This window comes from Xanthomarina spongicola (assembly GCF_003148645.1).
GTDB classification, from domain to species: domain Bacteria; phylum Bacteroidota; class Bacteroidia; order Flavobacteriales; family Flavobacteriaceae; genus Xanthomarina; species Xanthomarina spongicola.
This window is the reverse complement of record NZ_QGGP01000001.1, coordinates 763,596-788,537: the sequence shown is the minus strand read 5'-3', so window position 1 is coordinate 788,537 and position 24,942 is coordinate 763,596. Positions and strand designations below refer to the sequence as shown.

General features: G+C 32.4%; 19 protein-coding genes and 1 pseudogene. 16 read left to right on the top strand and 4 right to left on the bottom strand.

Annotated elements, in window-relative coordinates; all coding sequences use genetic code 11:
- Position 1: 1 nt before the first annotated feature.
- Positions 2–2,452, bottom strand: coding sequence for a sodium-translocating pyrophosphatase (locus LX78_RS03565; RefSeq protein WP_109681249.1), 2,451 nt, complete (start codon positions 2,450–2,452; stop codon positions 2–4).
- Positions 2,453–2,570: 118 nt separating this feature from the next.
- A complete protein-coding gene (locus LX78_RS03560; RefSeq protein WP_109681248.1) occupies positions 2,571–3,098 on the bottom strand; it encodes an inorganic diphosphatase in 528 nt (175 codons plus the stop codon).
- A gap of 302 nt (positions 3,099–3,400) precedes the next feature.
- On the opposite strand from LX78_RS03560, the gene LX78_RS03555 reads away from it, so the two are divergent.
- The gene (locus LX78_RS03555; RefSeq protein ID WP_109681247.1) at positions 3,401–5,626 is read left to right on the top strand and encodes a M1 family metallopeptidase; all 2,226 of its coding nucleotides are present in this window, start codon (positions 3,401–3,403) and stop codon (positions 5,624–5,626) included.
- Between the two features lie 6 nt (positions 5,627–5,632).
- Here the strand turns inward: LX78_RS03555 and LX78_RS03550 are convergent, their stop codons facing one another.
- Together LX78_RS03550 and LX78_RS03545 are read right to left on the bottom strand one after the other, a co-directional pair.
- The gene (locus LX78_RS03550; RefSeq protein ID WP_109681246.1) at positions 5,633–8,134 is read right to left on the bottom strand and encodes a DUF5686 and carboxypeptidase-like regulatory domain-containing protein; all 2,502 of its coding nucleotides are present in this window, start codon (positions 8,132–8,134) and stop codon (positions 5,633–5,635) included.
- Positions 8,135–8,197: 63 nt separating this feature from the next.
- A complete protein-coding gene (locus LX78_RS03545) occupies positions 8,198–9,175 on the bottom strand; it encodes a pyruvate dehydrogenase complex E1 component subunit beta (protein WP_109681245.1) in 978 nt (325 codons plus the stop codon).
- Between the two features lie 365 nt (positions 9,176–9,540).
- Between LX78_RS03545 and LX78_RS03540 the strand changes: the two genes are divergently transcribed.
- The 15 genes and pseudogenes from LX78_RS03540 to LX78_RS03475 all read left to right on the top strand — a co-directional run bounded on the left by LX78_RS03540 (position 9,541) and on the right by LX78_RS03475 (position 24,910).
- On the top strand, positions 9,541–10,287 hold the full coding sequence (locus tag LX78_RS03540; RefSeq protein ID WP_109681244.1) for an electron transfer flavoprotein subunit beta/FixA family protein: 747 nt from the start codon (positions 9,541–9,543) through the stop codon (positions 10,285–10,287).
- A gap of 108 nt (positions 10,288–10,395) precedes the next feature.
- Positions 10,396–11,355: an electron transfer flavoprotein subunit alpha/FixB family protein gene (locus LX78_RS03535; RefSeq protein WP_109681243.1), complete on the top strand. Its 960-nt coding sequence runs from the start codon at positions 10,396–10,398 to the stop codon at positions 11,353–11,355.
- Positions 11,356–11,516: 161 nt separating this feature from the next.
- A complete protein-coding gene (locus tag LX78_RS03530) occupies positions 11,517–12,134 on the top strand; it encodes a bifunctional nuclease family protein (protein ID WP_109681242.1) in 618 nt (205 codons plus the stop codon).
- Positions 12,135–12,152: 18 nt separating this feature from the next.
- Positions 12,153–13,868: a NupC/NupG family nucleoside CNT transporter gene (locus tag LX78_RS03525; RefSeq protein WP_109681241.1), complete on the top strand. Its 1,716-nt coding sequence runs from the start codon at positions 12,153–12,155 to the stop codon at positions 13,866–13,868.
- Between the two features lie 170 nt (positions 13,869–14,038).
- A complete protein-coding gene (locus LX78_RS03520; RefSeq protein ID WP_109681240.1) occupies positions 14,039–14,863 on the top strand; it encodes a thymidylate synthase in 825 nt (274 codons plus the stop codon).
- 14 nt (positions 14,864–14,877) lie between these two features.
- A complete protein-coding gene (locus tag LX78_RS03515; protein ID WP_109681239.1) occupies positions 14,878–15,405 on the top strand; it encodes an energy transducer TonB in 528 nt (175 codons plus the stop codon).
- 189 nt (positions 15,406–15,594) lie between these two features.
- Entirely contained in the window at positions 15,595–16,260 is a 666-nt protein-coding gene (locus tag LX78_RS03510) for a fibronectin type III domain-containing protein (protein WP_109681238.1), read from the top strand.
- Between the two features lie 182 nt (positions 16,261–16,442).
- Positions 16,443–16,727, top strand: a complete 285-nt coding sequence (locus LX78_RS03505) for a hypothetical protein (protein ID WP_109681237.1) — start codon at positions 16,443–16,445, stop codon at positions 16,725–16,727.
- Positions 16,714–16,833: pseudogene (locus LX78_RS15035) on the top strand (energy transducer TonB); the annotation flags it as partial. The gene LX78_RS03505 and the pseudogene LX78_RS15035, both read left to right, overlap by 14 nt.
- Before the next feature lie 27 nt (positions 16,834–16,860).
- Positions 16,861–17,256 (top strand): energy transducer TonB, encoded by a 396-nt coding sequence (locus tag LX78_RS03500; protein WP_245881462.1) that lies wholly within the window; start codon positions 16,861–16,863, stop codon positions 17,254–17,256.
- A gap of 45 nt (positions 17,257–17,301) precedes the next feature.
- Positions 17,302–18,204 (top strand): dihydrofolate reductase, encoded by a 903-nt coding sequence (locus LX78_RS03495; RefSeq protein ID WP_109681235.1) that lies wholly within the window; start codon positions 17,302–17,304, stop codon positions 18,202–18,204.
- A gap of 148 nt (positions 18,205–18,352) precedes the next feature.
- The gene (locus LX78_RS03490) at positions 18,353–19,318 is read left to right on the top strand and encodes a DUF6340 family protein (protein WP_245881461.1); all 966 of its coding nucleotides are present in this window, start codon (positions 18,353–18,355) and stop codon (positions 19,316–19,318) included.
- Between the two features lies 1 nt (position 19,319).
- The gene (locus LX78_RS03485) at positions 19,320–20,222 is read left to right on the top strand and encodes an alpha/beta fold hydrolase (RefSeq protein WP_109681233.1); all 903 of its coding nucleotides are present in this window, start codon (positions 19,320–19,322) and stop codon (positions 20,220–20,222) included.
- A 200-nt stretch (positions 20,223–20,422) separates the two neighbouring features.
- Positions 20,423–21,307, top strand: coding sequence for an ABC transporter ATP-binding protein (locus LX78_RS03480; RefSeq protein ID WP_109681232.1), 885 nt, complete (start codon positions 20,423–20,425; stop codon positions 21,305–21,307).
- Positions 21,308–21,328: 21 nt separating this feature from the next.
- Positions 21,329–24,910, top strand: a complete 3,582-nt coding sequence (locus LX78_RS03475; protein WP_109681231.1) for a M1 family aminopeptidase — start codon at positions 21,329–21,331, stop codon at positions 24,908–24,910.
- The last annotated feature ends 32 nt before the right edge of the window (positions 24,911–24,942 follow it).

The window sequence follows — 24,942 nt, the reverse complement described above, 5'->3', positions numbered from 1 at the left end:
ATTACTCTATCTCTATAGAAATCTCTTCTTGAAGATCAGCTTTATTAGATTTTACTTTTACAGATGAAGCTCCAGCTTTTAATGATTCTACTTTAGCTTTAACTTCTTCTAAAGTTCCAGAAATAACTCTTTCATCTACATTAGATTCTCCATTTTCAACAGTTGTAATATTAACAACAGCTTTAGCAATATCATCGCTTTCAACCTCCATTTCTACATAAACCTTTTTTATCACTTCAGTAGTTTCATTTGTTTCAGTTAGAGCAACACCTTCTTCAATAGCATGTCCACCTAAAATTGGAGCAATTACTAATCCAATTAAACAGGTTAATTTAATTAAAATGTTCATTGAAGGTCCAGAAGTATCTTTAAATGGATCTCCAACAGTATCTCCAGTTACAGCAGCTTTATGAGCTTCAGAACCTTTATAAGTCATTTCACCATTAATCATTACACCAGCTTCGAATGATTTTTTAGCGTTATCCCAAGCACCACCAGCATTGTTTTGGAAAATTGCCCAAAGTACACCAGAAACAGTAACACCAGCCATATAACCACCTAACATTTCAGCAATAGCCATATTATCCATTCCAAAAATCATTGGAACAAAAGCAATAACTAAAGGAAATCCGATAGTTAATAAACCTGGCAACATCATTTCTTTTAAAGATGCTTCAGTTGAAATAGCAACACATTTATCGTATTCTGGTTTCCCAGTTCCTTCCATAATTCCAGGAATGTCTCTAAACTGACGACGTACTTCTTCTACCATTTCCATAGCAGCTTTTCCAACAGCATTCATTGCTAAAGCAGAAAATACTACTGGTACCATTCCACCAACAAATAACATGGCTAAAACAGGTGCTTTAAAGATGTTAATTCCATCGATTCCTGTAAAGGTTACATAGGCAGCAAATAATGCTAACGATGTTAAAGCTGCAGAAGCAATAGCAAATCCTTTTCCTGTTGCTGCAGTTGTATTACCAACTGAATCTAATATATCTGTACGTTCTCTTACAATAGGTTCTTGTTCGCTCATTTCGGCAATACCACCAGCATTATCAGAGATTGGCCCGAAAGCATCAATTGCTAACTGCATTGCAGTAGTTGCCATCATTGCAGAAGCAGCTAAAGCTACTCCATAGAATCCAGCAAATGCATAAGATGCCCAAATAGCTCCAGCAAATAATAATACAGAAGGGAAAGTAGAAATCATACCTGTTGCTAAACCAGCAATAATATTTGTTCCAGCTCCTGTACTTGACTGTTGTACAATATTTAAAATTGGTTTTTTACCTAAACCTGTATAATATTCAGTTACAGAAGAAATAACAGCTCCAACAACTAATCCTACCAAAGTAGCATAGAATACGCGCATTGAAGAAATTTCTTGAAGACCTTCACCAAAGAAATTCATTTGCATAGTTTCTGGTAACATCCAAGTAACTAAACCAAAACAAGATATTGCTACTAAACCAATAGATGTCCAGTTACCAACATTTAAAGCTCCCATAACTTGAGCTTCTTTGGCATCGTTACTTTTTATTTTAACTAACATAGTACCAATAACAGAAATAATAATTCCTGCACCAGCAATTGCCATAGGTAATAAGATTGGTCCAATACCTCCAAAGGCATCGTCAATCATTCCACCCATATCTTTAATAACATAGTTACCAAGAACCATCGCTGCTAACACAGTAGCTACGTAAGAACCAAATAAATCGGCTCCCATTCCGGCAACATCACCTACATTATCACCAACGTTATCTGCAATAGTTGCAGGATTTCTTGGATCGTCTTCTGGGATACCAGCTTCAACTTTTCCAACTAAATCGGCTCCAACATCTGCTGCTTTTGTATAGATTCCTCCACCAACACGAGCAAATAAAGCAATTGATTCTGCTCCAAGAGAGAAACCAGCTAATGTTTCAAGAACAATAGTCATATCCATGGTGTTTGTCCATGTACTTCCCATAAAGAACCAGAAGAAAATAATGAAGAATAAGGTTAACCCTAAAACAGCTAATCCAGCAACTCCTAATCCCATAACTGTACCTCCACCAAAAGAAATTTTAAGTGCATTTGGTAAACTTGTTCTAGCAGCTTGTGTTGTTCTAACATTTGTTTTAGTTGCTATTTTCATACCTATGTTTCCTGCAAATGCAGAAAAGAAAGCCCCAAAAATAAAAGCTATTACTATTAACCAATGTGTTGTTGGAACTATAAAAGATACAGCTGCTAAAGCCACACTTACAATTACTACAAAAATTGCTAATAATCTGTACTCAGCATTTAAAAAAGCAAGAGCTCCTTCGTAGATGTGATCTGAAATCTCTTTCATCTTCCCATCTCCAGCATCTTGTTTCATTACCCAAGATTTCTTAACCACCATATAAATTAATCCTAAAAGTGCCATTGCAATTGGCATATAAATCATCATTGATTCCATATTATTTTTTTGTTTGTTTAGTTTTTAGCAGCGCAAATGTAACAAAATACGTTAACATTTAAAAACCCTTCTACATGTATTGTAAAAGGGTTTCTAATATATAAGTTAAAGACACTGTTTAAATAGTAAAATCTCCTTTAGTTTTATGCTCACTATTTTCATAACGATTTACACATTTATTAAGAATATCGTAAGCTTCTTCGGCATTTCCCCAACCACCAACATCGACTCTCTTTTTTTCTAAGTCTTTATAAACTTGAAAGAAATGTTCTATTTCTTTTATTTGATGAGGATTCATATCTGATAAATCGTTTAGATTGTTCCAAATTGGATCTGAAACAGGTACACATATTACTTTCTCATCTGGTCCTTTTTCATCAGCCATGTGGAACACGCCTATTGGTTTTACCTCAACCACACACATTGGGAAGGTTGGTTCTCCACCCATTACCAAAACATCTAATGGGTCTCCATCTAAGGCTAAGGTTTCAGGAATAAAGCCATAGTCTGCTGGATACATCATAGATGAAAACAACATTCTGTCGAAACGTATTTTCTTTAATTCGAAATCGTATTCGTATTTATTTCTACTCCCTTTTGGTATTTCAATCAATACATCGAACGTTAATTTCCCTTTATTTGTCATCTTAATTTTTTTAGGACTGCAAAGGTACGTAAGTGTTTGGTTTTGGGCAACAAAAACGTATTTGACTTTGTTGTTTTTTTGGTTAACTTAGTTTAATTGGAAGTCGAATGGAATGGATTGAATTTAACTTTAGTCTTTGGTTATGTGCAAACTGAAAAACAATCTTCAGACAAGCTAGCAAAATTTCTACCTTAAAGGAAGTCTCTTCTTAAATTCCTAATATCAATCTGTTAAAATAAATACCTTCTTTCAAAATTTTTATATCTTGCTGTATCAATCAAAATAAAACCAACCTTCTCAACATGAAACACTTATTAATCCTTCTCGTGTCCTTTTTTAGTTTATCTACCATACATTCTCAAACCCAACCATGGCAAGGGAAATTTGAACCTATTGACAACATGATTCCTCCTCCAAACACTTATAGAACAGCAAGTGGAGCTCCAGGAAAAGCCTATTGGCAACAACGAGCAGATTATAAAATAAAAGCAACATTAGACGAAAAAAACAATGTGCTTTTTGGAGAAGAAACCATTACTTATTATAACAATTCTCCTGATGACTTAAATTATATCTGGATACAATTAGAGCAAAACGTTAATAAAAAAGGAAATGAAGATTTTGGTGATGTTTTTGGTGGTGTTTCAGATTCTATTAGCTCCAGACAAATGCAATTTCTAACAAGAGCTGTAGATTTTCCTACTGGATATTCTATAAAATTTATTAAAGATGCTTCTGGAAAAGACATGACGACTTATGTTAACAATACCATGATGAAAGTGATGCTTAACCAACCTTTAAAATCTGGTTCTTCTGTAAGTTTTTCTTTAGCTTGGTCTTACCCAATTACAGATAGAAGTATGTTTTTATTGTCCAGAGAAGGCTACGAATACTTTCCAGAAGACGATAACACAGTCTATTTACTTGGGCATTGGTTTCCAAGAATGGCTGTTTATAATGATACCGAAGGTTGGCAAAACAAACAATTTAATAGATTGGGTGAATTTGCTTTAGAATTTGGAGATTATGAGGTTGAAATAACTGTTCCTGAAGACCACATTGTGGCATCTACTGGTAAACTACAAAATAGTGAGTCTGTATTAACTAAAACTCAAAGGCAACGTTTACTGGAAGCTGAGAAATCTTTTGATAAACCTGTAATGATTATAACTCCTGAAGAAGCTACTCAAAATGAAAAAACTAAAGCGAGTAAATTAAAAACATGGAGGTTTCATGCAAAAAATGTGCGTGATTTTGCTTTTGCTTCGTCACGTAAATTTATTTGGGATGCACAAGCACATCAGTTTTCAGATCATGTTACTATGGCTATGTCTTATTATCCAAAAGAAGGTTTGCCTGTTTGGAGTGAGGAATCTACAAGAGCTATTGTTGCTGCATTAGAAGTATATTCTGAAGCAACTTTTGAATATCCATATCCTGTTGCCATTTCTGTAAACACATCGAACATTGGAATAGAATTCCCAATGATTAGTTTTAATGGAGGTCGACCTAAAAATGGAAAAATGAGCGACAGAGCTAAAGCTGGAATGATTGGCACCATAATCCACGAAGTTGGACACAACTGGTTTCCAATGATAGTTAGTTCAGATGAAAGAAAATGGATGTGGATGGACGAAGGCTTAAACACGTACTTACACCAAAGAACAGTTGCTGAAAAATATCCAGAATTCCATAGCACCACACCTAAAGATATTGTACCATTTATGAGTGGCGACCAAAATATTTTAAGACCCATTATGACTACTTCAGACAACGAATTGCTAACACAATTTGGAGCTAATTTTTACCAGAAACCTACTGTTGGCTTACAAATGTTAAGAGAATCTATTATTGGTCCAGAGCTATTTGACCAAGCTTTTAAAGAGTATGCTAACCGTTGGAAATATAAACATCCAAATCCTGCAGATTTGTTTAGAACCCTTGAAGATGCTACTGCTACAGATTTAGATTGGTTTTTTAGAGGTTGGTTTTTTACAACTGATAAAGTAGACATGGAGCTTTCTAACGTAAAATGGTTTAAAGTATATGAAGATGATTTAAATATTGAAGATCAGCATAAAAAAACCACCTTTAAAATAGAAGGCGAAAGCGCTGAGACTATTGCTACCGATTTTTCTGGAGGTCCAGAAATTATTACCATGACTCCAACCTCAGAGAATAGCTATGGAGGTTTTTTATCAAGACTTGATGAGTCTGAAGTTAGAAAACAATTATCTGGTAAGAATATTTACGAATTAACCATTAAGAACATTGGTGGATTGGTAATGCCATTAACAATAGAATGGGTTTATATAGATGGCACAAAAGAAATTGACAAATTACCTGCTGAAGTTTGGCGTTTAAATGAATATGAAATAAGTAAAACTTTTTTAAAGACTAAAGAAGTGAAACAAATAAACCTAGATCCTAATTTTGAGTTTGCTGATACAGATACAAAAAACAATAGCTTTCCAAAAGTGGAAACACCTTCAGATTTTGATGCGTTTAAAGAAAAGAATAAAGAATAGAATAGTTTAAAACCTAAATCCGAAATTAATAGAAACACCAAAATCTCGGGCTCCAGGATTATCAAAATAATTACCTCTAAAGTTAAAATCTACTCTCATGAGCTTAAATATATTCCCAACACCTACGCTGTATTCGTAGTAAATTTCTTTGTTTGGAGCCAATAAAGTCATATTTGTAGGACTACTTAAGGCAATATTCTCATCAGATAAATCTCCCCAAACACCTCGAATGCTAACTATTTCTCTCCAATTTAATTTTCTTAAAAATGGGATTCTAGAAAATAATCGTCCATTAAAATTATGCTCAAGAAATAAAGCAGCATACGTATCTGTTACAAACTCGTAATAATCTAATTGAGAAAATGATCTGTAAAACGAAAAATAAGATTGATTTCCAGGCACAATACTTAATAACCCTAGAGGCACTTCACCAAAAGTCTTACCTGCTTGAAAGGTTGACTTAAGCTGTCCAAGACCACCAATTTGCCAAGGCTGTATGTATGAAAATTGTACTTTAGTATAATCAAAATCACTATTAAATAAATCTTTGGTTCCTACACTAAATTGTGTAAATAAGGAAGCATAGTCATCATTTGCATTTAGTCTTTCAACACCATGACCAGTCATCTTTCTTTGAGGATAATAGTTTACTGAAAAAGTACTTTCAAATTGTTGGATTTCAGAAGAAACTCCTGTTGGAGATTCTGGATCTACATAATCTAAACTAAACGTTGGTGAAGCAGAAGATAAAGTTCTATAATCGCCACCTACTCGAAAAACTAGATTCTGCCATGGCTCCATTTCTATAGCTAATGCTACTAAATTAATGTTTGATAGCTTATCGTTTGTAGCAACCGAAAAAATATCGTTAGATGCTAAACTTCTTCCTAAAACATCTGTTGAGCTTGTTAAATTTGCTCCAATTTGCTCAATATCTCGTCTATGTCCTGCTGAAATTATGAGTCGGTTTCTTTGGTTCAATAACAATTTTGCAGATAAACCATATTTAAACTTATTATCTTTAAAGCCATAAGCTAAAAACCCTTGAGCTCGCCATAAATCGTTTTGACCAAAATAAGTTCTAGCTCCTGCTCTAAGCCTTAAGCCTTCCACATCGTTATAACCAAAAGTTGAAGAAATTGGTCCAATATCTAAATTATACTTATCTAACTCAATAAATCCTGAAGATAATATGGAACCTAAATTGTAAAGCCTTTTAAATTTAGTAACCGTTTTTAAGGTGTCTAACATTTTATAAACTCCTTTTTCGTCTTTATTTAAAACTTCCATTCGGTTTTCATCCCAAAAAGCATCATCTCTATTGTATGCGTCTTTATTATAATCGAAAACTTCTTTTTTATAAAACTCTTCTTCCTTTACCTGGTCAAACACATAATTATTGTAAAGTGTTGTTCGTTTGCCATAAATGCCTCGTGATTTTTCCTTTTTATTAAGTGTAAAATCTGACATAAAATAATCTCGCTTTACCAAAAACACAGAATCGTTTAAAACTTCAAATTCCTGCTCAATATAAATATCTTTAACCCAGTTTATATTAGCACTCTTTGAAGCCTGCATATTAATATCTTTAATAGCAAACGTGGTATCTGCAACCCAGAAATCGCCTTTAAAGGTTAATTCGTTTTTACGCCTAGGATAATAAATAATATTGTAGCACCATTTATTATCAATAAAAGCACTATCTGCTAGCACGTAATTGTATGTATTAATACCAGTAGTAGATATTGGGCTAACAAAACTTTTATCGAATAACTTAAGATAATTATCGTAAACATCATATTCAGAATATAAATCTTTTACAAAATCTATGATAGCTTGATTATTATCAAATCCAGAATTTTTATTTCCTTTTAGCTCTATTTTTTCTTTCTTAAGAATATTATCTCCATAAACTTTTGCTGCTTCTTCATTTATAAAAAATGGGAGATATGTTTTTCCGGTAACTCTAGAAGTATCAACATGTTTAAAAACAAACTCCATACCTTTAAACAATTTTCCTTCCATTAAGGCGCTATCTATGGTGTTTATATCAAACTCTACCTTTTCATATCTATCGTAAGCATATTGCTTAAACTTCTTGAGACCATTTTTACGTTTTTGCTCCCAAATTTTCTGCAAAATGGCAATAGCAGGATTCTCTTCAGCTTTTTTTGATTGTTTACCTGCAATTATAAGAACTTCATTTAATGCAGCTGCTGCTTCCTTTATGGTAAAACTTAAATTGTAATTGACTTTTTTATCTAAAGGATATTCTATGGTTTCGTATCCTATAAAAGAAACCGTTAAAGTTTTCCAAGTTTCTGAAGATTCTAAGTAAAAGGTTCCATTTTCATCTGTGATAGTCCCTTCAGTAGAATTTTTAAAGATAATGTTTGCATAAGCTACTGGATCGTTATTTTCATCATAGACATGACCACTGACTTTTGTTTGCGAAAACAAAAAGCCAATGCCTGAGAAAAAAAATAAAACTAATAACTTAAACTTCATTATAACAAAAAACTTCATCAACAATATTGCCAATGAAGTCAATTTAATTTAAAAATTATATATTTATTTATATAAAACCTTTTTAACAGCTTTAATCACTTCATTACTATTAGGCAACCATTCTTCAAATAAAACTGATGAATATGGTGCAGGAGTATCCGCAGTATTTATTTTTATTATTGGTGCATCTAGATAATCGAAGGCTTCTGCCTGAATGATATAAGTGATTTCTGTCGATACATTACCAAAAGGCCAAGCTTCTTCAAGAACAACCAATCTGTTTGTTTTTTTAACCGAAGTTAAAATAGTTTCTTTATCTAAAGGACGAACAGTTCTAAGATCAATGATTTCACAAGAAATACCTTCTTTCTCTAATTCTTCAGCAGCTTTATAAGCTTCTTTAATTATTTTTCCGAAGGACACAATTGTAACATCTTTACCTTCACGTTTAACTTCTGCAACTCCTAATGGAATGGTGTATTCTCCTTCTGGAACTTCGCCTTTATCGCCATACATTTGCTCACTTTCCATAAAAATAACTGGATCGTCGTCGCGAATAGCAGATTTTAAAAGCCCTTTAGCATCGTAAGGATTTGAAGGAACAACTACTTTTAAACCTGGTGTGTTAGCAAACCAACTTTCAAAAGCTTGAGAGTGTGTAGCTGCTAACTGACCAGCAGAAGCTGTAGGTCCACGAAATACAATTGGACATTTAAATTGCCCACCTGACATTTGTCTAATTTTTGCTGCGTTATTTATAATCTGGTCAATACCTACTAAAGAGAAGTTAAAAGTCATGTACTCTACAATAGGTCTGTTTCCAGTCATGGTAGAACCAATAGCTATACCTGCAAAACCAAGTTCAGCAATAGGCGTATCGATAACACGTTTTGGTCCAAACTCGTCAAGCATACCTTTACTTGCCTTGTAAGCTCCATTATATTCAGCTACTTCCTCTCCCATTAAATAAATGCTTTCATCTCTGCGCATTTCTTCACTCATGGCTTCGGCAATTGCTTCTCTAAATTGAATTGTTTTCATTTTTATAACTTTATTACGAAAGGCAAAAGTAAGAATTATTGGCAAGAAAATAATATATTTTTATTTGGTATAATCAATCGTCTTTTAAACTTTCTTATTTTTAAGATTCCAAATAAAAAATCACTTAAAAACAACTCCATAAAAATTGACGACTTAAATTCAAGTTTGTATTTTTTAAAAGCGATTTCGTTAGACAATAATATTTCTAGAATCATCAAATTTTTAAAAATGTAACTCACCTTTTAATAGCATCATAATTAATTCCTAAAAAATGAAAATTTATTATGCGTGCATAGTAAATATTCTGAATAAAATAATTAACTTCGTAGCCTGAAAACAATTACACATATTTAAATAAAAACAATATGAAAATATTAGTATGTATTAGTCATGTACCTGATACGACTTCAAAAATTAATTTTACAGAAGGAGACACAAAATTTGACACTAATGGTGTTCAATTTGTTATCAATCCGAATGATGAATTTGGTTTAACTCGTGCCATGTGGTTTAAAGAAAAACAAGGAGCAAGCGTCCATGTAGTTAATGTTGGAGGTCCTGAAACCGAACCAACCTTACGTAAAGCTTTAGCTATTGGAGCAGATGGAGCTATAAGAGTAAACACAGTTGCTACAGATGGTTTTCAAGTTGCAAAACAATTAGCAAAAGTGGTTCAAGATGGTGGTTACGATTTAGTAATTGCTGGTCGTGAATCTATAGATTATAATGGTGGTATGGTACCTGGAATGCTGGCTGGTTTACTAAAAGCAAATTTTGTAAACAATTGTATTAGCCTAGATATTGAAGGAACAAATGCAACTGCAGCTAGAGAAATTGATGGTGGAAAAGAAACTGTTTCTACAACTCTTCCTCTAGTTATTGGAGGACAAAAAGGATTAGTAGAAGAAAGCGATTTACGTATTCCAAATATGAGAGGCATAATGATGGCAAGGCAAAAACCATTAAATGTTCTTGAACCAATTGATGCAAATGCTGAAACTGAATCTGTTAAGTTTGAAAAACCAGCTCCAAGAGGCGCTGTTAAATTAGTAGACGCAGATAATGTGGAAGAATTAGTAAACTTACTTCATAATGAAGCTAAGGTGATTTAGTTACAAACTAAATCATCTCAAATTTATTTTGGGATCTTTAGAAATTTTTCAGAAATCAACAATGAGTTCCTGAATCAAGTTCAGGAAAAATTTTAAAAATAAAATTTTATGTCAGTTTTAGTATATACAGAATCCGAACAAGGAAAATTTAAAAAAACAGCTTTAGAAGTTGCTTCTTATGCAAAAGCAGTTGCAGACCAAATGGGAACAACTGTAACAGCAATTACTTTTAATACTGAAGACACATCTCTTTTAAGTAATTATGGTGTAGATAAAGTATTAAATGTTAACAACTCACAGTTAGAGACTTTTAATGCCAATGGTTATGCAAATGTTATAGCCCAAGCAGCAGCAAAAGAAGCATCGAAAGTAGTTATCGTTAGTTCTAGTGCAGATTGTAAATATTTAGCACCACTTTTAGCAATAGATTTAAATGCAGGTTTTGCATCGAATGTTGTAGAAGCGCCTTCAAGCACATCTCCATTTACAGTTAAACGAACAGCTTTTACTAATAAAGCTTTTAACATGACAACTATCAATTCAGATGTAAAATTAGTTGCAGTTTCTAAAAATGCTTTTGGTCTAAAAGAAAATTCTTCAAGCGCTACTGCTGAAGATTTTGCTCCTTCAGTTCCAGAAAATGGTGTAAAAGTAGAATCGGTTGACAAAGTATCTGGAAAAGTTACAATAGCAGATGCAGAAATAGTTGTTTCTGGTGGTCGTGGACTTAAAGGTCCTGAAAACTGGGGAATGATTGAAGAATTAGCAGATGTTTTAGGTGCTGCAACTGCTTGCTCTAAACCAGTAAGTGATTTAGGCTGGAGACCACATAGCGAACACGTTGGACAAACAGGAAAACCAGTAGCTTCTAATTTATATATTGCCATTGGAATTTCAGGAGCTATTCAACATCTTGCAGGAATCAATGCAAGTAAAGTAAAAGTAGTTATTAATACAGATCCAGAAGCACCATTTTTTAAAGCTGCAGATTATGGGATTGTAGGTGATGCTTTTGAAGTCGTTCCAAAATTAATCGAAAAATTAAAAGCTTTTAAAGCGCAACAATAAATATTTTTTTTAACTTGTATAGTTCTAAAGAACTGTTTAAATTACGTATTCACTAACTATAACAGCTCAGATTTTGTTAAATTAAAAAAACAAAATCATCAAATATGCTTTAAGCAGTTGGTAAAGTCCTAATTTAAACAGTTCTTTGTGTTTTAAAATTTATGAGTTTAGTTCGTCTTAATATCAAAGGGATTTCTTACAGCCAAACACAAAATGGCGCGTATGCACTTATTTTAAATGAAGTGGATGGAGACCGTAAATTACCTATAGTTATTGGTGCTTTTGAAGCACAATCAATAGCTATTGCTCTTGAAAAAGAAATTAGACCTCCAAGACCATTAACTCACGACCTTTTTAAAAACTTTGCAGATCGATTTGATATTGTAGTCAAACAAGTAATCATTCATAAATTAGTTGATGGTGTTTTTTATTCCAGTTTAATTTGCGAACGTGATAAAATTGAAGAAATTATTGATGCCAGAACTAGTGATGCTATTGCTTTAGCACTTCGCTTTGATGCACCTATTTTTACTTATAAAAATATTTTAGATAAAGCTGGAATATATTTAAAGGTAAATCCGAAGAAAGAGGGCGAAGAAGATGAAGAAGATAGTATTTTAGTCGACGATTTTATTGCTGAAGAGTTAGAATCTGGATCTCCAATTGACGTTTACAAAAGCAAAACCCTTGACGAGTTACACAATTTACTAGATGAAGCTGTGGCCAATGAAGACTATGAAAAAGCAGCAAAGATTCGTGATGAAATTTCTAAAAGATAAGAACCCTAAAAATTACAGATGAAACAATTTTTACTAGCAATTATAGCTATTTTTTTTGGAATTACTTCAACACTTGAAGCTCAAGAATTAGAAAAAAAATGGCAACTTGAAACTATTCAAGATCATGCTAGTCAAAATATATATACTTCACAAAAATCAGACGCTTTAGATTTAAATAAAGGGGAATTTAATTTTACTATTAGCAAAGACACTCTTAATGCTTCTGGAGATTATATTTATCAAAATAACCTATTAGTTTTTTACTTTAATAAGCCTCACGAATCTATAATAAAATACAAAATTAGTGAGCATACAGATTCTACTTTAGTGTTTAAAGGAAAAAAGTCAACATATTCTTTTATAAGCCCTAAATTATTACTTGAAGAAACAATTGCTGTATCTAAAACAGACAACACAATAAAGCCAAGTCAAGGTTTCTCTTTTAATAGCCTTTGGAGAGGTGTTTTAGGAATGGTATCCTTAATATTTATTGCTTTTCTATTTAGCTCAAACAAAAAAGCTATTAACTGGAAAACTGTTGGAATTGGTTTAGCATTTCAACTAATAATTGCCATTGGTGTTTTAAAGGTGCCTTTTATCCAGAGTGCCTTCGAATCTGTAGGTCAGGTTTTTATAAGCATTTTAGATTTCACTAGAGCTGGAAGTAAATTTCTATTCGAAGGCCTAGTAGTAGACATGGACACCTTCGGATTTATTTTTGCATTTCAGGTATTACCTACCATCATTTTCTTTTCTGCATTAACGTCTGTTTTATTTTATTTAGGCATCATTCAAAAAGTAGTTAAATTAATGGCTATGCTATTAACCAAACTCTTAAAAATATCTGGAGCTGAAAGTTTAAGTGTTGCTGGAAATATCTTTTTAGGTCAGACAGAAGCACCACTTCTAATAAAAGCCTATCTGGAAAAGATGACTAAAAGCGAAATGCTTTTGGTCATGATTGGTGGTATGGCAACAGTTGCTGGAGCTGTACTTGCAGCTTACATTGGTTTTCTTGGTGGAGACGATCCTGCTTTAAGACTTGTATATGCAAAACACTTATTAGCAGCTTCTGTTATGGCTGCTCCTGGAGCTATTGTTATTTCCAAAATATTGTATCCTCAAACTGAAGAAATAAATACAGAAGTAGATGTCTCATCAGAAAAGATTGGCTCTAATATCTTAGATGCCATTGCTAATGGAACAACAGAAGGGTTAAGATTAGCCGTAAATGTTGGAGCCATGCTTTTAGTTTTTGTTGCCTTTATTGCTATGATAAATGGAATTCTGGGTTGGATAGGAGATTTTTCTACCATCAATACTTGGATGGCTGCAAACACACCATATCCTGCTCTTTCTCTTGAAGCTATTCTAGGAACCATTTTTGCGCCTTTAATGTGGTTAATTGGAGTGGCAAGTGAAGATATTATGATGATGGGACAACTATTAGGCATCAAACTTGCTGCAAGCGAATTTGTTGGTTATATACAATTAGCCGACTTGAAAAACGTTGCAAATGAAATGCATTTAAACTATAACAAATCTATTATTATGGCAACCTACATGCTTTGTGGTTTTGCAAACTTTGCTTCTATTGGAATCCAAATTGGTGGCATTGGCTCTCTTGCTCCAGGACAACGAAAAGTGTTATCTGAATTTGGCATGAAAGCCCTAATTGGTGGAACCATAGCTTCTTTAATCTCTGCAACAATCGCTGGAATGATAATTGGCTAGTGGCTAATCGCCTCAGATAAATTATCACTATCTCTCGTAAAATAATTAGTTAATAACTTTTAATATTAAATTGAGCTTCTATCCTTTAGATTTGAAGCTTTTTTCTATTTTTATTTTTTGAATATTTAAGTTGAATTAAAACAAGATTCCTGCCTTCGCAGGAAGTGAACATGAAGCAATATCACGACTTAGTTAAACACGTTCTAGAGAACGGAAATGAAAAAGGAGACAGAACAGGAACAGGAACAAAAAGTGTTTTTGGCTACCAAATGCGTTTTGATTTAAGCGAAGGTTTCCCAATGGTAACAACCAAAAAACTACATTTAAAATCGATAATATACGAATTGCTTTGGTTTTTGAAAGGAGATACAAATATTGACTATTTAACAGAAAATGGTGTTCGTATCTGGAATGACTGGGCAGACGAAAATGGAGACTTAGGTCCTGTTTATGGCCATCAATGGAGAAACTGGAATAGCGACGAAGTGGACCAGATAAAGGAGATTGTCGATACGTTAAAGAAAAACCCAAACAGCAGACGTATGCTGGTTTCTGCTTGGAACCCTTCAGTATTACCAGATACATCTAAAAGTTTTAGCGAAAATGTAGCCAATGGCAAAGCTGCGCTTCCTCCTTGTCATGCGTTTTTTCAGTTTTATGTAGCAGATGGAAAATTATCGTGTCAGTTATACCAACGTAGTGCAGATATCTTTTTAGGTGTGCCTTTTAACATAGCTTCTTATGCGTTGTTTACCATGATGATGGCACAAGTATGTGGCTACCAAGCTGGAGAATTTATCCACACATTTGGCGATGCACATATTTATAATAACCATAAAGAGCAATTAGAATTACAATTGTCCAGAGATCCAAGACCACTCCCAAAAATGCTGATTAACCCAGATGTAAAAGATATTTTCGATTTTAAATTTGAAGATTTTACGTTGGTAGACTACAATCCACATCCACATATTAAAGGCGTTGTAGCTGTTTAATTAAAACCCAATTCATGAAACTTAACATATTTTTATTACTCTTTGTAGCAAGTTTTATAACTTTTTCTCAAGAAAAAAATACGACTGAATTAGGCATAAAAGAAGTTAACGAAGAATCTGATGAAGTTCCTTTTGCTATTATAGAAAATGTTCCTGTTTATTCTGGTTGTGATGAGAATATGGGAAATCAAGCTCTTAAACAATGTATGGGTTCTCAAATATCTACTTTAATAAGTAAAAATTTTAATATTAATAAAGCTAGAAATTTAAATCTGCCTGAAGGTAAGGTTAGAATTATGGCTTACTTTAAAATTGGTGTAAATGGTGAAATAAAAGATATTAAAGTAATTGCGCCACATAAAGAATTAGAGAAAGAAACTATAAGAGTCATTAAACTAATCCCTAATCTAGACAAACCCGGATATCTACGTGGAAAGGCTGTTGTAGTACCTTACACATTACCAATTGTTTTTACTGTTGAAAACAAAAAGCCTTTATCAAAAAGAGAACAAAAAAAACTTGACAAAAAAAATAAAACTTAATTGTACTCGGTAATAAAAACTAAAGCTTCGGACATTAAATCAATGCTTTGGTCCTATTTTAACTACTATCTCATTAAATTTTACTAACTTACTGAATATCATTAAAGTAAATCCCCCCTTTTCATTTTAATTAATAGTAAATACACCGAAAAGCTCAGTGTATAATCACTTATTAAAAACACCTTTATTATGAAAAAATTATTTTTATTATTAACAGTTTTCGCACTTACTTTTCAATCTTGTTCTAGTGATGATGACAACAATAACAGTGACCCAATAATCGAAGTATGCGAAACTCCTTTTGGCTTATCAATTACAGAAATAACAGACACAAGTGCAGTTTTAAATTGGGGAAATTCTAATGATATTACCGAAGTTAAAGTTGAATATGGTCCTGCTGGGTTTACTCCTGGAAATGGGACAGTTATTATGACTTCGCAAAACTCAGTTAGTATCGATGGCCTAACACCAGATACCTCATATAGCTTTTATGTGCAAGCGTTATGCTCAAGTACTAATATTAGTACGGAAAGCGGAGTTGTTTTATTTAGTACAGTTATGGCTCCTTCCCCTTTTGCAGGAACATGGAGTGGAACTTACTCAGGCGACGACACTGGAACTTGGATAATGGTGATTTCAGATAGTGGGACTTTTGTTTCTGGATCTTCTTATTCAAATAACGCTATGGAAACAATTCTTACTATTAGCGCAACAATAAATGTTGATGGTTCTGTAACTTCTGTTACAGAAAACGGAAGCACAAGTGAATCTCAAATTACTGGAGATGACCTAGAAGGAACTTGGGAAAACACTGCAAAAGGAATTAGTGGAACTCTCATTGGAAGCAGAGAGTAATTAATTTAATTATCCACTATTTGTAATTACTATTAAACAAGAAAGTGCTTTCAATTTAAGAAAGCACTTTTTTTGTTTGCTTAATAGACTTTTCATAGTTAGCTTGCAGACACTCATATATTTTTGTTGGTTACATTATAATCAACCATATTAATTGGTGTTATTTAATAAAAACCCAGTACATGAAATACAACTTAATACTTCTTTTTTTTGCAACTAGTCTATTTGCTTTTTCTCAAGAAACAATAATTCCCAAAAACACTAACGATTCAGATGATGTGTCATTTGCTTTAGTAGAACGTGTTCCAATCTATAAAGGTTGTGATGAAAACATGGGGAATCAGGCTTTAAAAGAGTGCTTTAATGAAAGAATGAATAGTCACATTGCTAAAAACTTTAATGTGAGAGTGGCTGATAAATTAAATTTACCAGATGAGACTATAGTAAAAATTTCTGTTTTTTTTTAAAATATCTACAAATGGAGAAATAATAGATATTAAAGCTAGATCTCCATATCCTGAGTTAGAAATCGAAGCTATTCGTACAATTAAATTACTACCAAAATTAAAGCCAGGTTATGTAGATGGCAAACCTGTGAGAGTGCCATATTTTTTGCCAATAAAATTTAAAATAACTAACCTTAAATCAGAAAAACCCGACAAATTTCCAGTCTACAAAAACTGCGATGAAACATTAAATTACGAGGCCTTAAAAGAATGTACTACCAACAAAGTTGCAGATTATATTAAATTAAGCGTTAATTATGAATTAGCAGACAAGCTTTTCCCTTTAGATAAATCCACTCAATTCTTGGTAAATTTCACTATAAATAAAAAAGGAAAAGCTGAAAACATTACAGCTAAAGCTCATAAAAAAGAAATGGCTGCCGAGGTCATAAATGTCTTAAAACGAATGCCAAAATTCAAGGAACCAGGTTATAAAGATGGAAAACCTGTAGAAACTGAAATGCAAATTTTAATGACCATCTATTTCTAAAGATCCCTAGAAATATGCTAACTTTACATATTATAATAACACATTATGTTCGGCAAGAAGAAAGAGATTCCTCAAATAGACAAAGAGCAATTAGAGTTAATTAAAACTGCTCAAAAACGCATAAAGCAAAAAAAACGTTTGTATGCGCACTTTGTTGTATTCTTAATTGGCGCTGTTTTTTTAATTGTCGCCAATCTAGTTCTTAATATTGGTAAAGACGTCACGTTTTTTGGAATTAATTGGTTTGTCTTTGCCATTTTAGCTTGGTTATTTATCTTCATTTATCATGTATTTAATGTGTTTGTAACTTCAAAATTATTAAGTAAAAACTGGGAGGAAAAGCAACTTAATAGCATGGTTGCTAAACAGAAAAAACGCATTGCAGAACTACAACAACAAGTAGAAAAAGAGTATCCGTTACCTGCCGAAATAAAAAGACCTTTAAAAGTTTCTAAAAAATCTGAAATTACACTCATTGTTGCAGCTGGAGAAAATGATGCCATTGGAAAAGACAACCAACTTATCTGGCATTTAAGTGACGACTTAAAGCGTTTTAAAGAGCTTACAAATGGTCACCATATTATTATGGGAAGGAAGACATTTGAGAGTTTTCCAAAACCTTTACCAAACAGAACACATGTTGTTATAACTAGGCAAGACAATTATAAAGTACCAAGTGGTGTTATTGTTGTAAATAATCTAGAAGATGCATTTGATGCTTCAAAATCAGACAAACAACCTTTTGTTATTGGTGGAGGTGAAATCTATAAACAAGCCATGCCTTTTGCTGATAAAATTGAACTGACTCGAGTGCATGAAAATTTTGATGCAGATACTTTTTTTCCAAAAATAGATTTAAATATTTGGAAAGAAACAAACAATAGCTTCCATGCAAAAGATGAAAAACATCAATACAACTTTTCATTCATAACCTATTCGAGAAGTTAAAAAATAGTAATTTATTAAAATTTACTACATTGCAAGTATTAGAATCCCAAATCTAATCGATATGAAACAGTTTCGTTTTAACATATTTACAATCATACTGTTAATTGGCATACTTCTTTTTTCTTGCCAATCTATGAATAACTTAACCATGAGTGTCACAGAACCTGCTCCTGTTTATATTCCATCTACGCTTAAAAACATAGGCCTTTTAAACCGAAGTAAAGCTTCAGACAAAAACAAACCGCTTGATAATATTGATCAAATACTTTCTATTGAAGGTAAGAATCTCGATATAGAAGGCGCAGATTATACCATTCAAAGTATTAAAGATGTATTAGAAAAAGACGATGATTATAATGTTGTAAAAATAATTTCTTCTGACAAAATAGAGAATCCAGGCTTAGGAATCTTTCCAAGTGCTTTACCATGGGCAACCATAAATAATTTATGTGTTGACAATAGTATTGATGCTATTGTTACTTTATCTTTTTACGATACAGATGCAAATATCTCATACAAAACTAGAACTGTTGAACAACTAAATGCATTTGGTATTCCAATACCTATGATTGAGCATGAAGCAACAATAAATACAAATATAAAAGCTGGTTTTCGAATTTATGATAATGTCAATAAAATTATTCGAGATGAAATAGTTACTGACAGATGGATTACTTCTATAGGTAAAGGTATTAATCCTAGTAAAGCTATAGAAGCCATTATTAGTAGAAAAGAAGCACTATTAGAAGAAAGCACTAAAATTGGTCAAGATTATATGTATAGAACCTATCCATTTAAAATTCGTGTAACCAGACAATATTATGTAAAAGGCACTGACAATTTTGAAATAGGTAAACGTCGTGCACAAACTGGTGATTGGGATGGTGCTGCTGAATTATGGGAACAGGAACTGAACAATCCTAAAGGAAAAATTGCAGGTCGAGCATGCTATAACATGGCTATTATTAACGAAATAAATGGTGATTTGGAATCAGCAATAACATGGGCTTCTAAATCATACACAGATTACGAAGACAAAAATGCTTTGAGATATCTCAAAATTCTTAAAAATAGACAAACCAAAAATATTCAGTTACAAGAACAAACACAATAACATGACAAACAAATGTATATATGTGTTTCTTTTACTTTCGGTTTATTTTAATGGAATAGCACAATCCACTTATAACATTCCAATTCCAGATGGGAATTTACATATTACTACTTATGGCCAAGGCGAACCCATTCTAATTATCAATGGTGGACCTGGAATGAATAGTGAAGGCTTTACGTCTTTAGCTGAAGAATTAGGTAAAAATAACCTTGCTATTTTATACGACCAAAGAGGAACAGGAAATTCTTCTATTTCTGAAGTCAGTACTAAAACCATGACTATGGATTTCATGGTAGACGATATTGAAGTTATACGTAATCACTTTAAATTCGAACAATGGATTGTTTTAGGGCATTCGTTTGGTGGAATGTTAGCATCATATTATGTATCTAAGCATCCTGAAAACATTAAGGCTTTAATACTTTCTGGTTCTGGCGGTTATGATTTAAGCATCACACGAAATCTAAACTTACTATCTAAGCTTAGTCAAACTGAACGTGATTCTCTAAACTATTGGAACAGACAAATTAGTCAAGGAGACACAACGTATCAAGCTAGATACAACAGGGGAAAATATTTAGCTCCAGCTTATATTTATGATAAAAAGCATACGCCTATTATAGCAGAACGTTTAACTCAAGGAAACAGAACAATAAATACTTTGATCTGGCAAAATATAAGAGCCATTGATTTTAATTGTACTGAAGCTTATAAAAATTTTAAACAACCTGTTTTAATTATTCAAGGAAAGAAAGACGTTATGGATGTTTCCATTGCTAAATCAGCACATGAACTATTAACAAATTCTCAATTAGTTTTTATAGATAAATGCGCTCATTATGGTTGGCTGGAGCAACCAGAAATTTACTATCAAGCTATAGAAGCGTTTTTATCTAACAAATAATAAAATATTACATTTTACTAAAAATGCATTCAATACACTAAGGTTAATTACAGGTATTTCATTCTTCATTCAGGCAACCATTTATCTATAAATTACGTCTAATTATATAAAGTAGTATCTTGTCGAGACAACAGCTATCATGTAACGTTTTTTGTTATATGTCGTCTTATTTACATTAACCAACCAAAAATCGCTTTTCAATGAGTACATTAAAAATCAGTAATTTATCAAAAACGTATACTAATGGTGTTAAAGCATTAGACAATGTTAGTTTAGAACTAGAGAACGGCATGTTTGGTCTTTTAGGACCAAATGGCGCAGGAAAATCATCATTAATGCGAACACTTGCAACACTTCAGGATGCCGATTCTGGAAGTGCCACTTTAGATGATATTGACATTCTAAATCAACCAGCAGAATTACGTAAAGTCTTAGGCTATTTACCTCAAGAATTTGGTGTTTATCCAAGAATTACTGCCGAACAATTATTGACTCATTTAGCTATTTTAAAAGGCATAATAAATAAATCAGAACGAAAAGAGTTGGTAAAATATTTACTCGACAAAGTTAATTTATACGACAAGCGCAATAAATCTGTCAAAGGATTTTCTGGTGGTATGAAACAACGCGTTGGTATTGCTCAAGCACTTATAGGAAACCCCAAATTAATTATTGTTGATGAGCCTACTGCTGGTTTAGATCCTGGTGAACGTAACCGATTCTATAATTTACTTGCCGATGTTGGCAAAGATGTTATAGTTATACTTTCAACCCATATTGTTGACGATGTAAGAGAATTATGCACGAATATGGCCATAATGAACTTGGGAGAAATTGTTTTTCATGGATCTCCACAAACCGCAATTGATGACTTAAGAAGTAAAGTATTCCAAAAAATTGTGAATAGAGACGAACTTGAAACCTATGCGAACGAGTACAAAATTATCTCTAACAAAATGGTTGCTGGAAGACCTCTAATTCACATATATAGTGAAGAAAATCCACAAAATGGATTTGAACAAGTAACACCTAACCTAGAGGATGTTTTCTTTTCTAAAATCAACACATCTAACGTACTTGTTTAATCTTTACTAACCATTTTAATCATGTTTAAAACATTCTTTTTATCGGAATTAAAATATACACTTAGACAACCAATGGTGTACATTTTTATATTCTTCTTAGCATTAATGGAGTTCTTTGCAACAGTTAGTGATAATGTACAAGTTGGAGGAGCAATTGGTAATGTCTATAGAAATTCGCCATATACAATTACACTTCATGTGACTATTTTTTGCATATTTAGTTTATTAATGGCTGTTGCTTTTTTTAATAATGCAGCCTTACGTGACCATAATAATGAGTTTAATGAAATTCTATTTACAACCCCTTTAAGCAAATCAGGATACTTTTTTGGTCGTTTTTTTGGCGCTTTAGTCGTTTCAACTTTACCACTTATAGGTGTTTTTATTGGTGTTCTCATAGGTACTTATATGAATACAATTTTTGGATGGATTGATGTAGAACGCTTTGGTCCATTTTACATTGAAACCTTTGTAAACAACTACTTATTGTTTGTCTTACCAAACATGTTTCTCGCTGGAGCTGTCATTTTTGCCATGGCAAATAAATGGAAAAGCACAGTTATTTCTTTTGTAGGTGGATTGTTAATTATTATAACTTACATAGTTTCCGGTTCGCTAATGTCTGATGTTGATAACGAAACCATTGCTGCTTTATCAGATGTATTCGGTATTAACACCTACGCTATTGAAACCAAATATTTTACACCTGCTGAAAAAAACACAGTTAGTCCTGGATTTTCTGGTGTACTGTTTTGGAATCGATTAATCTGGACTAGTGTTGGAATTATTATTTTATTAATCTCTTATTTTAGTTTTTCTTTTAAAGAGAAAAATAAAAAAATTAAGAAGGAGAAAGTATCTAAATCGGAAAAAGAAACGGTTTTTACTTTACCAAAATTAAATCCTTCATTTAATGCCAATACGAACTGGATTCAATTCAAGAGCTTCTTTTACACCAACTTCTTAAGCATCGTAAAAAGTGTCACTTTTAAAATATTATTCTTATTCTGTATTATTATTTTAGTTGCAGATTTAAGTGCTGGATTTGAATATTTTGGACTTCAGTCCTATCCACTTACCTACAAACTTATTGACTCAATTAAAGGCAACACAAACATCTTTACCATAATTATTCTCATATTTTTTAGTGGTGAATTAATTTGGCGTGATAGGGACAATAAAATATATGAAGTTGTAGATGCTACTGCACATACGTCGTTTATATCAATGGCTGCAAAAGCTTTATCATTAGTTTGTATTACTTCAATTTTAAACTTATTTTTTATTGGTGTTGCCATTGTTTATCAACTTCTCCATGGATTCACACGTATTGAATTAGATGTATATTTATTAGATTTCTTGTATGAAAATCTTGCGCTTTACATCGTGTTTGGAGGTATCATGATTATGATTCAAGTACTTTCAAGTAATAAATACATTGGTTACTTTATATCTATTTTAGTGTTATTAGTTTGGAGTATTATCTTAAGTATATTAGATATCACTTCTAATATGGTAAATATTGGAGGAAGTGCTTCTGTTTTCTATTCAGATATGAATGCCTTTGGACCTGGTCTAAAAAGCACACTTTGGTTTAATTTATATTGGATTTTATTATCCCTTTTAGGATTGTTAATTGCTGGTACTCTATGGAACAGAGGTTCTAAAAGCTCATTGTGGAGTCGCATAAAAACAGCAAGAAAAGAAGTACCGAAAAGTTATAGAAGTGTTATAATTATTACAGCTGTTGCTTGGTTAGGTGTAACAGCATTTGTATACTATAACACACAAGTTTTAAATCCTTACTTATCTAATGAAACTCTAGAGCAATTATCTGCAGATTACGAAAAAAAATATGGTAAGTATAGAGATATTATATCTCCTAAAGTTACAGATGCTAAGTATTACATAGATATTTTTCCTAATAAAAGAGATATTCATGTCAAAGCCGATTTAGAATTAACTAATGCCTCTGATAAACCTATTGATTCACTTCATTTTTATAATAACGAAGGTTGGGACACCAAGTTAATTATACCTAATTCAAAGGTCGTTTACAAAGACACAACCTATTTGTTTACAATCTACAAATTGAGTCCTCCTTTACAACCTGGAGAAAAAATAACAATGACAGTAGATAATAAATACATTACAAAAGGATTTAGTAATGGACAAGGGAATACAATGATTGTAAAAAATGGTACGTTCTTTAATAATAGTGCCATTTTACCAACTATGGGTTATAATGATGGTTATGAATTAGCCGATAAAAACACACGTAAAAAATATGCCCTTCCTGAAAAAGAAAGAATGCCAGAACTTACAGATGGTGTTACTGATTTGCATATGGGTAATTATATTTTTAATGGGCAATCTGATTTTATAAATGTTGAAACTGTAATTTCAACTTCAGCAGACCAAACTGCAATTGCTCCAGGTTCATTATTAAAAAAATGGGAAGAAAACGGACGAAATTATTATCATTACAAAACCGATACACCTTCATTAAATTTCTATTCATTTATGTCTGCTGATTTTGAAATAGCAAGACGAAAATGGAATGGTATAGATCTTGAAATCTATTATGATAAAAAGCATCCTGAAAACGTAGAAATGATGTTAGATGCTATTGAGCGCTCATTAGCATATTACACCAAAAATTTTGGACCATATTTTCATAAGCAATGTCGTATTATAGAATTTCCACGTTATGCCTCTTTTGCACAAGCATTCCCAGGAACAATGCCTTATTCTGAAGCCATTGGTTTTATAATCAATTTAGAAGACGAAACTGAAAACAATATTGTCGATGAAGTCATAGCGCATGAAATGGCTCACCAATGGTGGGCACATCAAGTTATTGGAGCCTATATGCAAGGGAGCACTTTGCTTAGTGAAGCCTTTTCTGAATATTCTGCATTAATGACCTTAAAAAGCATTAATGAAAATCCTATGAAAATGCGAGAATTTCTAAAATATAATCACGATCGCTATTTACGTGGACGAAGTGGTGAACGCGAAAAAGAATTGCCTTTATACCAAGTAGAAAATCAAGGCTATATTCACTATGGAAAAGGAAGTGTTATTTTATATGCGTTACAAGATTATATTGGTGAAGAAAGTGTAAATACTGCAATGAAAGGCTTTCTAGAAGAATACCGTTACAATGGACCTCCTTATCCAAGTTCATATGACTTCTTACGATATTTAGAACCACAAGTACCAGATTCATTAAACTATATAATTAAAGATTGGTTTAAAGAAATAACTCTTTATGACAATAGATTAATAGATGCAACATATAAGACTTTAGACAATGGTAAGTTTGAAGTAACCATGGAAATTGAAAGTTCAAAAGTGAAATCGGATAGTCTTGGTAACGAAACAAAAGTTGCCATTAACGATTGGATTGATATTGGTTTCTTTATGGATAATGATGAGAACAGGCTATACCAACAACAACGCGTGAAATTTAACAAAGATAAATCCTCAATCACAGTTCAATTAGATTCACTACCTGTTAAAGCTGCAATTGACCCAAGACATATATTAATAGATCGTGTATATAACGATAATATTAAAAGTTTAAATTTAGAAGATTAGTATTTTTTAAACAATTTCAAAATACCCTAAAT

Bases quoted from the DNA above. Each gene is read 5' to 3' on its own strand.
- LX78_RS03530 (WP_109681242.1), top strand. From the start codon at position 11,517: ATGAGTTTAGTTCGTCTTAATATCAAAGGGATTTCTTACAGCCAAACA.
- LX78_RS03480 (WP_109681232.1), top strand. From the start codon at position 20,423: ATGAGTACATTAAAAATCAGTAATTTATCAAAAACGTATACTAATGGT.
- LX78_RS03490 (WP_245881461.1), top strand. From the start codon at position 18,353: ATGAGTGTCACAGAACCTGCTCCTGTTTATATTCCATCTACGCTTAAA.
- LX78_RS03520 (WP_109681240.1), top strand. From the start codon at position 14,039: ATGAAGCAATATCACGACTTAGTTAAACACGTTCTAGAGAACGGAAAT.
- LX78_RS03485 (WP_109681233.1), top strand. From the start codon at position 19,320: ATGACAAACAAATGTATATATGTGTTTCTTTTACTTTCGGTTTATTTT.
- LX78_RS03555 (WP_109681247.1), top strand. From the start codon at position 3,401: ATGAAACACTTATTAATCCTTCTCGTGTCCTTTTTTAGTTTATCTACC.
- LX78_RS03545 (WP_109681245.1), bottom strand. From the start codon at position 9,175: ATGAAAACAATTCAATTTAGAGAAGCAATTGCCGAAGCCATGAGTGAA.
- LX78_RS03550 (WP_109681246.1), bottom strand. From the start codon at position 8,134: ATGAAGTTTAAGTTATTAGTTTTATTTTTTTTCTCAGGCATTGGCTTT.
- LX78_RS03535 (WP_109681243.1), top strand. From the start codon at position 10,396: ATGTCAGTTTTAGTATATACAGAATCCGAACAAGGAAAATTTAAAAAA.
- LX78_RS03515 (WP_109681239.1), top strand. From the start codon at position 14,878: ATGAAACTTAACATATTTTTATTACTCTTTGTAGCAAGTTTTATAACT.
- LX78_RS03475 (WP_109681231.1), top strand. From the start codon at position 21,329: ATGTTTAAAACATTCTTTTTATCGGAATTAAAATATACACTTAGACAA.
- LX78_RS03505 (WP_109681237.1), top strand. From the start codon at position 16,443: ATGAAATACAACTTAATACTTCTTTTTTTTGCAACTAGTCTATTTGCT.
- LX78_RS03510 (WP_109681238.1), top strand. From the start codon at position 15,595: ATGAAAAAATTATTTTTATTATTAACAGTTTTCGCACTTACTTTTCAA.
- LX78_RS03560 (WP_109681248.1), bottom strand. From the start codon at position 3,098: ATGACAAATAAAGGGAAATTAACGTTCGATGTATTGATTGAAATACCA.
- LX78_RS03565 (WP_109681249.1), bottom strand. From the start codon at position 2,452: ATGGAATCAATGATGATTTATATGCCAATTGCAATGGCACTTTTAGGA.
- LX78_RS03525 (WP_109681241.1), top strand. From the start codon at position 12,153: ATGAAACAATTTTTACTAGCAATTATAGCTATTTTTTTTGGAATTACT.
- LX78_RS03495 (WP_109681235.1), top strand. From the start codon at position 17,302: ATGTTCGGCAAGAAGAAAGAGATTCCTCAAATAGACAAAGAGCAATTA.
- LX78_RS03540 (WP_109681244.1), top strand. From the start codon at position 9,541: ATGAAAATATTAGTATGTATTAGTCATGTACCTGATACGACTTCAAAA.